The sequence below is a fragment of the Hydrogenophaga sp. GW101-3F08 genome (assembly GCF_059424585.1).
On record NZ_JBWKZP010000011.1, the window covers coordinates 30,568 to 44,396 of the forward strand.

A 13,829-nucleotide genomic window follows, 5' to 3' on the forward strand; every position below is an offset into this window, starting at 1 on the left:
GCCATTGACCGAGCGCCCGGTCATAGAGAGCGTGATCGATGCACGTTGCCAGGACCGGTCGGCAAGCGTTCAGCTTGAAACGAAATGGGGCGCGTACCATGCATCCGACGCCAACGCACACATGCCGCCTCACTCCAGCGAAGGGCGACGAAACAGCACAAGACCATGGGCCTGCGTTTTGCCTTTCAGATGATGAACAGCGAATGAATGCGCCATTCAGCGTGCATACACGGTGGTTTTTCCACAATGCCATTCAGTAAGAAGGCGCAAACCTCATTCGGATCAAAGTTGAAGCAGGAATTGGGCTGACGGGCACCAGCTTTTGCATGGGCGGCCGTCGCGCCGCCCGACTGCTACGAAGGCTGGTCCACACGCTGCGATTCATGGCGGGTTGGGTCGAATCCTCACGCCGCCATGCGGAGCCTGCACCGCGAACCGCTTGCCATGTACCCCCCCTTTTAAAGGAGTCTCCCATGAAACACCAACCCTCTTTGCGGCACGGCTTGCTGGTTCTGTCACTGGGCTTGACCACCCTTCCCGTATGGGCCGGTGACGATTGCGATGCGCCGCTGAATCGTTGGCAGACGCGTGAGTCTGTGCGGCAAATGGCAGCCGCACAGGGCTGGCAGATCCAACGGCTGAAGATCGATGACGGCTGCTATGAAATTCGCGGCACGGATGCCCAAGGACGCAGCTTCAAAGCCAAGATCGACCCGGAGACCCTGACGGTATTGAAGATGAAGCAAGACGACCGCCAGCGTGCACGGGAACGCGATCGCGATGAAAAGGGCTCTGCGCAGCAGGAACGACCACCGCAACCAGACGGCGCCACCGCGCCACCGCCTTTATTGAACCCTGGCACCGCGCCGCGCGGCCAGATCGAGTAACCCCTTCCCACAGGAGCATCACCATGTCCAAACCTCTCATGACCATTCTGGCCACCGCCTGCGCGCTGGCCCTTCCCGCCCTGGCACACAGCCGCCCGCTCACGCTGACAGCCCAGCTCAAGAACTACGGCGGCGACGGCGCCTACCTGGCGGCGTACCTGACCGATGCAAAAGGCGCCTATGTGCGCACGCTGTGGGTGGCAGGTGGCAAGGCCAAGTACCACAAGCACTTGTCTGACTGGAGCCGCCTCTCGGCGGGTGACGCCAAGCGCCTGGATGGCGTGACCGGCGCCAGTGTGGGCGCAGGGCGCACGCTCAAGGTCACAGCCGATCTGGCGGACGCACTGATTGACGCGGGCTATGAAATCCGCATCGACGCCGCTGTGGAAGACATGCGGGACAGCCCGTCGGAGGTCCGCGTCCCGCTTTCCAAAGCGAACGTCGGCAAGCCGCAGGCCGGCAAGCAGTACATCCAGTCGGTGACCTTCCAACTTCAGTAAAGGGACTCGCATGAGCTGGAAAGTCATCCACCGCTGGCTGGGCCTGACCGTGGGAACCCTGGCTGTGGTGCTGGGCATCACCGGCTCTGTTTTGGCGATCGACCCGGTACAGCAGGCGTGGCAGGCGCCCGCCGCACCGGGCGATTTGCCCGTGGCCACGCTGGTGGAGCGCGTGACGCGCACCGTTCCAGGCGCGGAAGAGATTCGCCACCTGCCCTCGGGTGCCATCGTGGTGTTCAGCTTTGCCGGCGACCAGCCGCAGGCGCAGTACGTGGACCCTGCCGATGGCCGGGTGCTGGGCGCCTGGCAAGCCTCGGCGCTGCCGCGCTGGGTGAAGAACCTGCACCGCTCGCTGCTGCTGGGCGACACCGGGCGCTGGGGCGCAGCGGGCATTGCGCTGGCCATGGGCGTGTTGTGCGTCTCTGCCCTGGTGCTTTTGCTGCGTCGCATGGGCGGCTGGCGGAAGCTGGCGGCGCGGGTGCGTGGCTCGCTGGCGCAGCGCATCCACGTGGTCGCGGGCCGTGTGGTGCTCGCAGTGCTTTGCTTGACATCGCTCACGGCGCTGACCATGAGCGCATCGACACTGGGTCTCGTGGAACTGGACTCCCGGGCCGAGCCTGAGGTGCTCTCGATGCTCACCGGCCAGCCCGACTTGCCCGGCGCGCAGCTGGCCGCGCTGCAAGGCCTTGCTGTGCAGGATTTGCGCAAACTGAACTTTCCCGGCGCCACCGACCCGGAAGACACCTGGAACGTTGCCACTGCCCAGGGTCAGGGCTGGATCGACCGGTACTCGGGCCAGATGCTGGCCTGGCAAGACGCCACCCTGACTCAGCGCGTCTACGACTGGGCCGTGGTGCTGCACACGGGCGAAGCGGCCTGGCCCTGGGCCGTGGTGCTCGGGCTCGTGGGCGCCAGCGTGCTGCTGTTCTGGCTGTCGGGCGTTGTCATCTGGTGGCAAGCGCGCCGCCAGGCGCCACACATCACCGGCAACACCCCGCTGGCACAGGCTGACGTGCTCATCTTCGTGGCCAGCGAAGGCGGCAGCACCTGGGGTTTTGCCCAAACGCTGCAAGACGCGCTGAGCCAGGGCGGCCACCGCGTTCACACCAGCGCGCTGGAGAACTTTCGAACCACGGCCGCCACGCGGCAGGTGTTTGTGCTTGCAGCAACCTATGGCGAAGGCCAGGCCCCGGCCCACGCCAGCAGCGCCCTGGAGCACATCGCCGGGCACAGCGCCAGCGCTGTGCCAGCGACGGTGCTGGGCTTTGGCGACCGGCAGTACCCGACCTTCTGCGCCTTTGCCGTGGCGCTGGATCAGACGCTGCGCGCACAGGGCTGGCCCGCGTTGCTGCCGCTGGAGTGCATCCACCAGCAATCGGGCCAGCAGTTCGCGCGCTGGGGCGATGCCCTGGCGCAGGCGCTCGGCGAACCCCTGGCCCTGGAGCATGTACCGCGCGTACCACCCACCGCGACGCTCACACTCATGGCGCGCCAGGACTATCCCGGGGTCACCGGGCAGGCCACGGCGATCCTGCGCTTTGCGTGGCCTGCAGAGGGACCGGGCGCACGCCTGCGCGGGCACGGTCTGGCGCGGTTTGCAGCAGGCGATCTCGTGGGCATCGTGCCGCCGGGTTCGGCTGTGCCGCGCTACTACTCGCTGGCGTCGGGCTGGAAAGACGGGTTCTTGGAAATCTGCGTGCGTCAGATGCCCGGTGGCCTGTGTTCTACGCACTTGCTGGGCCTGCAACAGGGAGACAGCATTGCGGCCTTCATCCGACCCAACCCTGGCTTCGCACTGCCGCGAACCCGGCGGCCGGTGCTGCTGATCGGGGCGGGCACCGGTGTGGCGCCGCTGGCCGGCTTCATCCGCCGCAACGACAGACGCCGCCCGATGCACCTGTACTTTGGTGGGCGCGACCCGGCGCGGGATTTTTACTTCGGCCCCGACATTCAGCGCTGGCTCGGCGAAGGGCGCCTGGCAACGCTGCAGACGGTTTTCTCCCGTGTACCCGACGGCGGCGGCTATGTGCAGGATGCCCTGCGCCGAGATGCCGAGCGCGTGCGCGGCCTGTTGGCACAGGGCGCCATCGTGCGCGTATGCGGAAGCCGTGCCATGGCGCAGGGCGTGGCCGAAACGCTGGACATGGTGCTGGCGCCACTGCAGTTGAGCGTATCGAAGCTGAAAGCCAAGGAGCGTTATGCCGAAGATGTCTTCTGAGCCCGATGCGCCCTGCCAGCGCACCACCCTACACGGTCCGACCATGGGCACACGCTGGTCTGCCACGGTCGACGCCGACAACACCATGAACCTGGCGGCCTTGCGCCAGGACCTCGCCGCTGCGGTTGAGCAGGTGGACGAGCAGATGTCGCCCTGGAAACCGGACAGCGACCTCATGCGCCTGAACCGCGCGCCCGTGGACGAATGGGTGGACCTGCCCGTTGAAATCCTGGAGGTACTGGACTGTGCACTCGATGTCCACCGCCTGAGCGCGGGTGCATTCGATCCGTGCGTGGGTGCGCTGGTGAATGCCTGGGGGTTTGGCGCGGTGCGCGATGCACCCGACGCGCAAGCGATCCGCGCCGCACGCCAGTCCACATCTTCCGGTGCGCACGAGCGCCTGGAGCTGGACAGGCCCTCTGGCCGCGCCCGCAAGCGTGCGACCTTGCAACTCGACCTGTGCGGCATTGCCAAGGGCTACGCGGTGGACCGCATGGCCACCGTGCTGCAACAGCACGGCGTGCGGCATGCACTGGCAGCGCTGGATGGTGAGCTGCGCGCCGTGGGCGCTCAGGCCAACGGCGTTCCCTGGGCTGTGGCGCTCGAACGCCCAGAGCCTGGACACCGCGCGGTGCACGGCGTCATCGAGCTGGAGAATCTGGCTGTGGCCACCTCGGGCGACTACCGACGCTATCTGGAAGTGGGTGATGCGCGCCTCGCACACACCATGGACCCGCGCCGCTGCGCACCCGTGAACAACGCCGTGGCATCGGTCACCGTGCTGGCGGGCACCTGCATGCACGCGGACGCCTGGGCCTCGGCCCTATTGGTGGCAGGCCCCGACAAGGGTCTGGCCATCGCACAGCGCATGGGGATGGATGTGCTGTTTCTGTTGCGCCGTGCTGAAGGTTTGATGGAACTGGGGCTGGGTCGGTTTGGCAGATCCGCAGATCTGTCAAGCTGACGGCCTTCGACGCACCCACTTGATGCCTTCGAACCACAGCACGCTCAGCACGCCCAGACCGCAGGCGGTGGCCAGCTCGTGTGCCGGCAGGGGCGCGAATCGCAGCACTCCCAAAGCCCAGGGAATGTAGAGCGCAGCCAGCAACAATGCGCTTGCCAAACCCAGCACGCCCCACAGCGTCCAGTTCGGCGTGCGCAGCGTTGCCCACAGCGACCGGGTGGCCGAACGGTTGGAAAGGATCAGGGACAGGTTGCCCACGACCAGAGTGGCAAACGCAAAGGCCCGGGCCTCGGGCTCGGGGATGCGCGTACTGGCCCATGCGAACGCGGCCATGACGACAGCCAGCACACCCAGACCCTGAACCAGCGCCAGAACCAGGGTAGCGCCGCCAAACAGGGGGGCGGTGGCATCACGCGGCGGGTGCCGCATCACGTCGCTTTCCGCAGGCTCGTTTTCGAAGGCAATCGAGCAGGCCGGGTCGATGATGAGCTCGAGCAAGGCAATGTGCATCGGGTACAGCAAGGCCGGCCATCCAAACAGCACCGGCAACATCGCCATGCCAGCGATAGGAACGTGCACCGCCAGGATGTACGACATGGCCTTGCGCAGGTTGTCGAAGATCCTGCGACCCAGGCGTACCGCGGCGACGATGGCCGCGAAGTTGTCGTCGATCAACACCAGCGAAGCCGACTCGCGTGCCACGTCGGTGCCGCGCCTTCCCATGGCCACGCCCACATGCGCCGCGCGCAGCGCCGGTGCGTCGTTCACGCCATCACCCGTCATCGCGACGATGTCGCCTCGGGCCTTCAGCGCCTGGACGATACGCAGCTTCTGCTCCGGTGCGATTCGGGCGCAGACGCTGACGGTGGCCATGCGCTCGCGCAGCTCCTCGTCGCCAAGTCCTGCGATTTCGTCGCCAGTCAGCACGTCACCACCGCACTCGGCCAGCCCAGCCTGTTGTGCGATCGCTCGCGCCGTCGCCGGGTAGTCGCCGGTGATCATGACCACACGAATACCGGCGGCACGGCATTCGGCCACGGCGGCTGGCACTTCTGCGCGCACCGGGTCGGCCAGGCCAAGCAACCCGATGAACTCGAAATCGAAGCCGTGCTCTTCTTCCGGCCAGTCCTGCCCAGCAAACGATCCGCGCGCAACCGCCAGCACGCGCAGTCCCTCGGCCGCCAGCTTGTCAACGGCGCTGCCGACGCGGTACCTCTGCGCATCGTCAAGGTGGCACAGGTCCATCACCGCCTCCGGCGCGCCCTTGGCGGCGACGGTCTGGACGCCGTCACCCGGCGCGGCCCACACGTGCGACATCGCCCGCAATGCCGGACTCAGCGCATAGGTACGCACCAGACGCCAGTCGCGGTGCAGGTGTTCGGTGTCGGCGAGGAAGCGCAAGCCGAGTTGATGGAAGGCTTTCTCCATGGGGTCGAAGGGGTCGACCACGCTGGCCAGGATCGCCAACTCCACCAGGGCATGGAATACCTCGGGCAACTGGCGTTCGGTCGGTGAACCTTCGGTTGACTGGATTTCGGCCCGCGTATCCAGCGCGAGACTCTCGGCCAGATCGACACCTCCGGCGACCAGGACCGTCACGGTCATGCGGTTCTCGGTCAGGGTGCCCGTCTTGTCGCTGCACAGCACCGTGGTGGCGCCCAGCGTCTCAATAGCGTTGATGCGCCGGGTGAGCACGCCCTCCTTGGACAGTCGGCGTGCACCGAGCGCGGGAAAAACCGTCAGCACCACTGGGTATTCCTCGGGCAGCAGAGCCATGGCCAGGGCGATGCCAGCCAGCAGTGCCTGTAGCCAGTCACCCTTGATCAGCCCATGAACCAGTATCAGCAACAGGCTGAGCGCCAGCGCCAGCAACGCCAGGTTGCGCACCAACCGGGTCGTCTGCTTCTGAAGAGGCGAACGCTCGTTCTCCACGGTACCCAACGAGGTACCGATGCGGCCAATCTCGCTTCGCTCACCTGTGGCTGTCACACGCGCCAGCGCGTTGCCCTGCACGATCAGCGTGCCCGCGTAGACCACAGGCAGATCGTCGCCGCCAGGCGCAACGCGCGCGGTGTCTGCAGGCTTCGCCGCAGCAGCCAGTTCTTCGGGCTGCGCCAACCGCTTGCCCACCGGAACAGCCTCGCCCGTCAACAGCGATTCGTCGGCCCGGACTCCATCGGCGGAAACCAGCAGGGCATCGGCCGGAACACGGTCACCCTCGCTCAGCTTGAGCAGGTCGCCGCGCACCACGTCGCGCCCGGCAATGCGTTGGGGTTGGCCGTCTCGGATGACCAGCGCGCGCGGGCTCGTGAGGTCGCGCAGAGCCTCAATGGCCCGCTCTGTCTTGCCCTCCTGGTACAGAGTGAGCCCAAGGGTAACAACCACGAATCCAAAGAGCGTCAGGCCTTCCTGCAGATCGCCGAAGAGGAGGTACAGGGTTCCCGCCGCAATCAGCAAAAGAAACATCGGCTCGCGCACGGTTGCCAAGGCAATCGACAGCAAGGAACGGCGCTGTCCGCCGGGCAGCGCATTGGGGCCGTCTTCGGCCAAGCGCTGGGCAGCCTGGGCCGCGGACAGACCCGATTCGGGTTCGACCGTAGAGGCGGGCACCTCGATTTGGGGTGCCGCGCCAAGTTCAGCCAGATCAGTTTGGGTCTTGGACATGTCAGGGCCGGGTCGTCGACCACCTCCTTGGCTACAAGCTTACAAGCGACCGCGGTGACAGCCTGTTAGGTCGCGAACCCACGAAGCTACTTCTTGTGCCTGAGGCACCGTTCGCACAGGCCGAGAAGACTGGGCTGCGCGACGATGCTGGTCATCGACACATTCTGGCGTGGGCGGCCGATTCGTTTGTCCCATCAGAGAGGCCCTCCGTGATGACGTGGGCATCCCAATCATTGACGGCGTCTGAAACGGGCTCACCAAGGTTCGGCGGGCCGTTCTGCGCCATACACAGAGTACGCCACGATTGATGCTCCCCGCGGTTTCCTCCCCCAAGCCGCCCCGAGAAAGTGTCCCAAGTTGCCCAAGCCCACCCAGCCCCCTCAGAACCAGCCCACTCAGCCCGTCAATCCCGATCCGGCGCGCCCAGCGGAAAGAGCGGTCGGAACGGCCGCGCTTCTTCCACCGCGCGGGCGAACGATGGGCGGGCCAGCAGGCGTGTGCGGTAGGCGCGCAGCACGGGGGTGGTTTCGGGGATCGGGTGCACCCAGTCCGCGTAGAACAGCGAGGGCGCGGCGGCGCAGTCGGCCAGGGTGAAGGCTTCACCCGCGGCCCAGGTCTTGCCGGCCAGATGCCCTTCGAGCCAGGCGTAGGCGCGCTCCAGCCGTTCGCTGGCAATGGCCCGCCCTTCTTCGACGGTCATCGGGTAGCGCTTGAGCGCGCAGTCCACGGCCAGTTGCATGGCGCTCATCACATACAGGTCGAAGAAGCGGTCGAGAAAGCGCACGTCCAGCGCGGCCATCGGGTCGGCGGGCAGCAGGCGCACCGGCCCGGGGTGGGCGAGCTGCAGGTATTCGATGGCGAGGCTGGTCTCCACGATCTGGCGTTCACCGTCCAGCAGCAGCGGGAACCGGGCCATGGGCCAGCGTCGCAGCCACTCGGCGGCGTGTTCGGGCGTGTCGGGCCCGATGCAGCGGAATTCGAAGAGTGTGCCGTTTTCGTACAGCGCGACGAGCGCTTTTTGCGTGTACGAGGAAAAGGGGTGACCGTAGAGCGCGAGCGACATGGTGAGACCTCTCGATTGCCATCGCTGGGAATCTGCCAGCGATGGCACTTTACAGGGCCTCCCGGCGCCCGGCCAGACCGGGCGCCGAGTGCCTGCGTGTGCGGGCCGTGGCGCCGCGGCCGACCAAGGGCGGCCCCGCAGCCTTATGCTTTCCTGATGGCCCCGCCGCTAGGCTTGCCCACCATGAACCCCACCAACCCCCTTGAAGAAGGCCACCCACCCGCGCCGCGCCGGGCGGCCCTGTGGCCCTGGCTGACCTGGCTGACCGGCTGGGCGCTCATGCTGGTGCTCGACCAGCACCTGGACCTGGCCAACCTGGCCATGGTGCTGATGCTCACCTCGGCCATCGCCTCGCTGTGGTGGCCCGGCTGGGCCAGCGCCCTGGCCAGCGCGCTGGCGGTGGTCGGCTTCAACTGGAGCTTCGTGCCACCGCGCTACACCTTCACGGTGGACCTGCACCAACACGCCCTGCTCTTGCTGGCGATGCTGGCGGTCAACTGGATCATCTCGGGTCTGGTGGTGCGCCAGCGGCACCTGGCCGAGGCCGCCAGCCTGGTGGCCAAGCGCGAGGCCCGGCTGCGCACCTGGGGCGACACGCTGCGCGACGCGGTGGACCCGGCCGCCCACGCCAGCGCGCTGCACGCGGCGCTGCAAGAGGCCGCGCGGGTGCCGGTGGCGGTGGCGGTGCTGCGCGGCCTGGGCGCCCAGCCGGAAGACCAGTCCACGCTGCAGGTGGGCGCGGTGACGGACGACCAGCGCGCCGGCCTGGCCTTGTGCATCCGCGACGGCCGGCCCATGGGCGCGGGCACCGGCCGCTACGACGAACTGAGCGACTGGTACCTGCCCCTGCGCGGGCGCGGCGTGACGCTGGGCGCGGCCGTGCTGGGCGGCATGGAGGCGCGCGGCGCCGGCCCCGAGCTGCGGCCCCACCTGCAGGCGCTGTGCGACCAGATGGGGGGCGCCCTGCACCGCTCGCTGATGGGCCAGCAGGAGCAGCGCGCTCGCGAACAGGCCCAGCTGCAGGCCACGCGCAACGCGTTGCTGGCCGCCATTTCGCACGACTACCGCACCCCGTTGGCCACCATCATGGGCGCCGCCTCGGCCCTGCACGACCAGGCCGAGCGGCTCGACCTGGAACAGCGCCGCCGGCTGGCGGGTGGCATCGTGGAAGAGGCCGAGCGCCTGAGCCGCCTGACCGACAACACCCTGCAGCTCGCGCGGCTGGACATGCCTTCGGTGCAGCTGCGCTGCGACTGGGAGTCGGCCGAGGAGATCGTGGGCGCGGTGCTGCGCCGCGCGCGCCGCCGCCCCGAGGGCGCGCGCGTGAAAGCCTGGATCGAGCCCGAGATGCCACTGCTGTGGTGCGACGCGATGCTGGTGTCGCAGTTGCTCGACAACCTGCTGGACAACGCGCTCAAGTACAGCCCCGAAGGCTCGGCGGTGGAACTGCGGGTGCAGCGCCGCGAAGCCCAGGCCTGCCTGAGCGTGTGCGACCGCGGGCCGGGCATCGCGCCGGCCTGGCGCGAGCGGGTGTTCGAGGTGTTTCAGCGCGGCGACGAGGCCAGCCGCGCCGCCTCGGTGGAGGCGAGCCGCCAGGGCGCGGGCGTGGGGCTGGCGGTCTGCCGCGCCATTGCCCGGGCGCACGGCGGTGAACTGCGGCTGAGCCCGCGCCAGCACGGCGGCTGCCGCTTCGACTGCCTGCTGCCCCTGCGCGAGCTGCAAGACCCACCGCCCGGAGACGGAGACAACCCGACATGAGTGAGCGCATCCTGCTGGTGGAAGACGACCGCGAACTGCGCGCCATCCTGCGCGAAGCGCTCTCGGTGGAGGGCTACGCGGTGCAGGCCGCCGCCAGCCTGGCCGACGCGCGCGCCCTGCTCCAGCACGCCGAGCGGGGCGCCGCGCCCGACCTGGTGCTGCTCGACCTGGGCCTGCCCGACGGCGACGGCGAGCCCTTCCTGAACGAGCTGCGGCGCCAGTCCACGGCGCCGGTGATCGTGATCTCGGCGCGCGAGGCCGAGGGCCAGAAAATCCGCCTGCTCGACGGCGGCGCCGACGACTACCTGGTGAAGCCCTTCGGCATCGGCGAGCTGCTGGCGCGCATGCGCGTGGCCCTGCGCCACCGCGGGCGCCACAGCCAGCCGGCGGTGTTGAGCTACCGCCAGGGCGGGCTGGACATCGACCTGGCGAGCCGGCGCGTGCGCCGCGACGGGCACGAGGTGCACCTCACACCCACCGAATTCAAGCTGCTGGCGCGCCTGGTGCGCCAGGCCGGCCAGGTGGTCACGCACCGGCAGTTGCTGGCCGACGTGTGGGGCGCCGAACACACCGAGCAGACGCACTACCTGCGCCTGTACATGGGGCAGCTGCGCGCCAAGCTGGAAGACGACAGCGCCGAGCCCAGGCACCTGCTGACCGAGCCCGGCGTGGGCTACCGCATGGCGGACGCGCAGGCCGACGACTGACCCGAAACGCGCGGCACTTATGCGATCCTGATGCGCGCTGCGCCATCGTCCAGGCTTCTGAACCATGGAAGCCTTCATGACGACATCCCCCGCCTCCCCCATCGGCTCCCCGGCAGCCAGCCCGCAACGGCTCGACGAACCCGCCGAAACCAGCGGCCCCCGCGGTTCCGCCGCCACACGCAAACAGGGCCTGGCCGCGCTCACCCTGGGCGCCATCGGCGTGGTGTACGGCGACATCGGCACCAGCCCGCTCTACACCATCAAGGAAATCTTCGCGCCGCACACCGGCGTGCCGCTGGACGCGCAACACCTGATTGGCGCCGTCTCGGTGATCTTCTGGGCGCTGATGCTGGTGGTCACGCTCAAGTACGTGATCCTGATCCTGCGCGCCGACAACCACGGCGAGGGCGGTGGCCTGGCGCTCACCGCGCTGGCCGCCAAGGCCGTGCAGAGCCGCCCCGCCCTGCGCGGCGGCCTGTTGCTGCTGGGCATGTTTGGCGCCACGCTGTTCTATGGCGACAGCGTGATCACCCCGGCGATCTCGGTGCTGGGCGCCATGGAGGGGCTGGAGCTGGTCACGCCCGCGCTCAAGTCCTACGTGGTGCCCTTCACGCTGGCCATCCTGGTGGGCCTGTTCCTGATCCAGCGCCGGGGCACCGCCTTCGTGGGCCGGTTCTTCGGCCCCATCATCGTGCTGTGGTTCGTGGTGCTGGGCTTCACCGGCGCGCTGCAGATCGCGCAGCAGCCGGCCATCTTGACCGCGCTCAACCCCTTGCACGCCTACACGTTCCTGGCCAGCCGTGGCTGGCACCTGTTCGCCGCCGTGGGCGCCATCGTGCTGGCCATCACCGGCGCCGAAGCGCTGTACGCCGACATGGGGCACTTCGGCCGGCGGCCGATCCAGCTGGCCTGGACCTTCGTGGTCTTCCCCGGCCTGATGCTGAACTACCTGGGCCAGGGCGCGCTGCTGATGAGCGACCCCACGGCCATCCAGAACCCGTTCTACCGCATGTTCCCCGAGGCCTGGGTGCTGCCCGCGCTGGTGCTGGCCACGCTGGCGGCCATCATCGCCTCGCAGGCCGTGATCTCGGGCGCCTACTCCATGACCAAGCAAGCCATCCTGCTGGGCTTTCTGCCGCGCATGACGGTGCGCTACACCTCGGCGCGCGAGGTCGGCCAGATCTACATGCCGGCGGTCAACTGGGTGCTGCTGGCCGGTGTGGTGGCCGTGGTGCTGTTTTTCGGCAGTTCGTCGGCGCTGGCCAGTGCCTACGGCATCGCCGTCACGCTGACCATGATGATCACCACCGTGCTCACCTTCTTCGTGGTGCGCGACGGCTGGCGCCTGCCCGCGCCGCTGGCCATCGGGGCCACCGCCTTCTTTCTGGCGGTTGACGCACTGCTGGTGGCGGGCTGTGCCATCAAGTTCCTGGACGGCGGCTGGTTCCCGCTGGCGCTGGGCCTGCTGATCTTCGTGTTGATGAGCACCTGGCTGCGCGGGCGGGCCTTGCTCATGCAGAGCCTGCGCAGCGACGGCCTGGAGCTGCAGCCCTTCATCGAGGGGCTGGACCCACGCAGCATGAACCGCGCGGAGCGCACCGCGGTCTACGCCGTGGCCGACCCGAGCACCGTGCCGCAGGCCCTGCTGCACAACCTCAAGCACAACCAGGTGCTGCACGAGCGCAACGTGATCCTGACGGTGGTGTTCCACGACGTGCCCTGGGTGCCGATGGAACGCCGGCTGGACATCGCGCCGCTGGGCCACGGTTTCTGGCGCATCACGGTCAATTTCGGCTTCATGAACACGCCCGACGTGCCCAAGGCGCTGGAACTCGCCCAGGCCCAGGGCCTGCCGATCCCGCTGTTCGAGACCACCTATTTCCTGAGCCGGGAAACGGTGGTGCCCGCGCCCGGCGCGGGCATGGCCGGCTGGCGCGAACACCTGTTCGCCACCATGAGCCAGAACGCTGGCGGCGTGGTGGAGTTCTTCCGCCTGCCCGGCAACGCCGTGGTGGAGCTGGGCACGCGGGTGCAGATCTGACGGCCCGCGGTGACAGGCGCCGGGCATGCGCGGCGCCTGTCACCTCTGCGCCGCAGCGGACAGCCGGGCCACGCGAAGCCCCGCACAATAGCCCCAGTGCAAACCCGCCATTTCGCCCAACTCATCGGCCTGTCCGCGCTCTGGGGCGCTTCCTTCCTGTTCCTGCGCATCGCCAGCCCACTGCTCGGGCCGCTGGTGCTTGCGGGCGGGCGCGTGGGGCTCGCAACGCTCACGCTGGCGCTCATCATGCGGTGGCGCAACCACCATTGGCCCTGGCAACACGCGCGCGAGCTGCTGGTGCTCGGCGTGCTCTCGGTGGCGGTGCCCTTCCTGCTCTACGCCTGGGCCGCGCTGCGCCTGCCCGCTGGCTACAGCGCCCTGCTCAACACCACCGCCGTGCTGTTCGGCACGCTGGCCTCGGCCTGGTTCAAGGAAGACACGCTCACAGCGCGCAAGCTGCTGGGCTGCCTGTGTGGTTTCGCGGGCGTGGCGCTGATCGTGCGGCTCGGGCCGGTGCGGCCCGACGCGGCGACCCTGGCCGCGGCGCTGGCCTGCATCACGGCAGCGGCCTGCTATGGCTTCTCCACACCGCTCATGAAACGCGCCACCACGCGCATGCAGCCGCTGGCGATCGCGGCGGGCATCCACCTGGCGTCACTGGTGCTGGTGTTGCCCGGCGCGCTGTGGGCGCTGCCGCAGGCGCGGTTCACGCCCACCGCGCTGGGCGCGATGCTGGTGCTGGGTGTGATCACCTCGGGCCTGGCGTATTGGGTGCACCTGCGCATCATCCGCCACGTGTCGCCGGTGGCGGCCATGAGCCCGGCCTTCCTGATCCCGGTGTTCGGCGTCACCTGGGGCCACCTGTTCCTGGGCGAAGCGGTCTCGCCCGGCATCTTCGCGGGCGGTGCGCTGGTGCTGCTGGCGACCGCGTTGGTGACGGGGTTCAACCCGTTGCGCGGCAAGGTCGTGCCCGCGCCGGAGACACCCGCGCCCTGAGCAGGTGTTCCGATCGCCAGGGGGCCGCCGT

General features: G+C 68.5%; 10 protein-coding genes. 8 read left to right on the top strand and 2 right to left on the bottom strand.

Going from position 1 to position 13,829, the window contains the following annotated elements; all coding sequences use genetic code 11:
* Positions 1-473 precede the first annotated feature (473 nt).
* The 4 genes from AC07YZ_RS22055 to AC07YZ_RS22070 are packed head-to-tail and all read left to right on the top strand — an operon-like array spanning position 474 to position 4,569.
* Positions 474-887 (top strand): PepSY domain-containing protein, encoded by a 414-nt coding sequence (locus tag AC07YZ_RS22055; protein WP_494796362.1) that lies wholly within the window; start codon positions 474-476, stop codon positions 885-887.
* Between the two features lie 23 nt (positions 888-910).
* On the top strand, positions 911-1,387 hold the full coding sequence (locus AC07YZ_RS22060) for a DUF2271 domain-containing protein (protein ID WP_494796363.1): 477 nt from the start codon (positions 911-913) through the stop codon (positions 1,385-1,387).
* A 10-nt stretch (positions 1,388-1,397) separates the two neighbouring features.
* The gene (locus tag AC07YZ_RS22065) at positions 1,398-3,605 is read left to right on the top strand and encodes a PepSY domain-containing protein (protein WP_494796364.1); all 2,208 of its coding nucleotides are present in this window, start codon (positions 1,398-1,400) and stop codon (positions 3,603-3,605) included.
* Positions 3,586-4,569, top strand: coding sequence for an FAD:protein FMN transferase (locus tag AC07YZ_RS22070; RefSeq protein WP_494796365.1), 984 nt, complete (start codon positions 3,586-3,588; stop codon positions 4,567-4,569). Before AC07YZ_RS22065 ends, AC07YZ_RS22070 begins: the two co-directional genes overlap by 20 nt.
* Here AC07YZ_RS22070 and AC07YZ_RS22075 read toward each other — a convergent pair.
* Positions 4,561-7,233, bottom strand: coding sequence for a cation-translocating P-type ATPase (locus AC07YZ_RS22075; RefSeq protein ID WP_494796366.1), 2,673 nt, complete (start codon positions 7,231-7,233; stop codon positions 4,561-4,563). The two genes, AC07YZ_RS22070 and AC07YZ_RS22075, sit on opposite strands and share 9 nt — an antisense overlap.
* 403 nt (positions 7,234-7,636) lie before the next feature.
* Positions 7,637-8,296: a glutathione S-transferase family protein gene (locus AC07YZ_RS22080; RefSeq protein WP_494796367.1), complete on the bottom strand. Its 660-nt coding sequence runs from the start codon at positions 8,294-8,296 to the stop codon at positions 7,637-7,639.
* Positions 8,297-8,479: 183 nt separating this feature from the next.
* Here AC07YZ_RS22080 and AC07YZ_RS22085 point away from each other — a divergent pair, with 183 nt between their 5' ends.
* From AC07YZ_RS22085 to AC07YZ_RS22100, 4 genes are all read left to right on the top strand, one after another.
* Positions 8,480-10,054 carry a sensor histidine kinase gene (locus AC07YZ_RS22085; RefSeq protein WP_494796368.1) on the top strand — a complete coding sequence of 525 codons (1,575 nt, stop codon included), beginning with the start codon at positions 8,480-8,482 and terminating at the stop codon, positions 10,052-10,054.
* A complete protein-coding gene (locus tag AC07YZ_RS22090; protein ID WP_494796369.1) occupies positions 10,051-10,761 on the top strand; it encodes a response regulator in 711 nt (236 codons plus the stop codon). Before AC07YZ_RS22085 ends, AC07YZ_RS22090 begins: the two co-directional genes overlap by 4 nt.
* A 76-nt stretch (positions 10,762-10,837) precedes the next feature.
* Positions 10,838-12,802, top strand: coding sequence for a potassium transporter Kup (locus tag AC07YZ_RS22095; protein ID WP_494796370.1), 1,965 nt, complete (start codon positions 10,838-10,840; stop codon positions 12,800-12,802).
* A gap of 96 nt (positions 12,803-12,898) precedes the next feature.
* On the top strand, positions 12,899-13,798 hold the full coding sequence (locus AC07YZ_RS22100; protein WP_494796371.1) for a DMT family transporter: 900 nt from the start codon (positions 12,899-12,901) through the stop codon (positions 13,796-13,798).
* Positions 13,799-13,829: the final 31 nt, after the last annotated feature.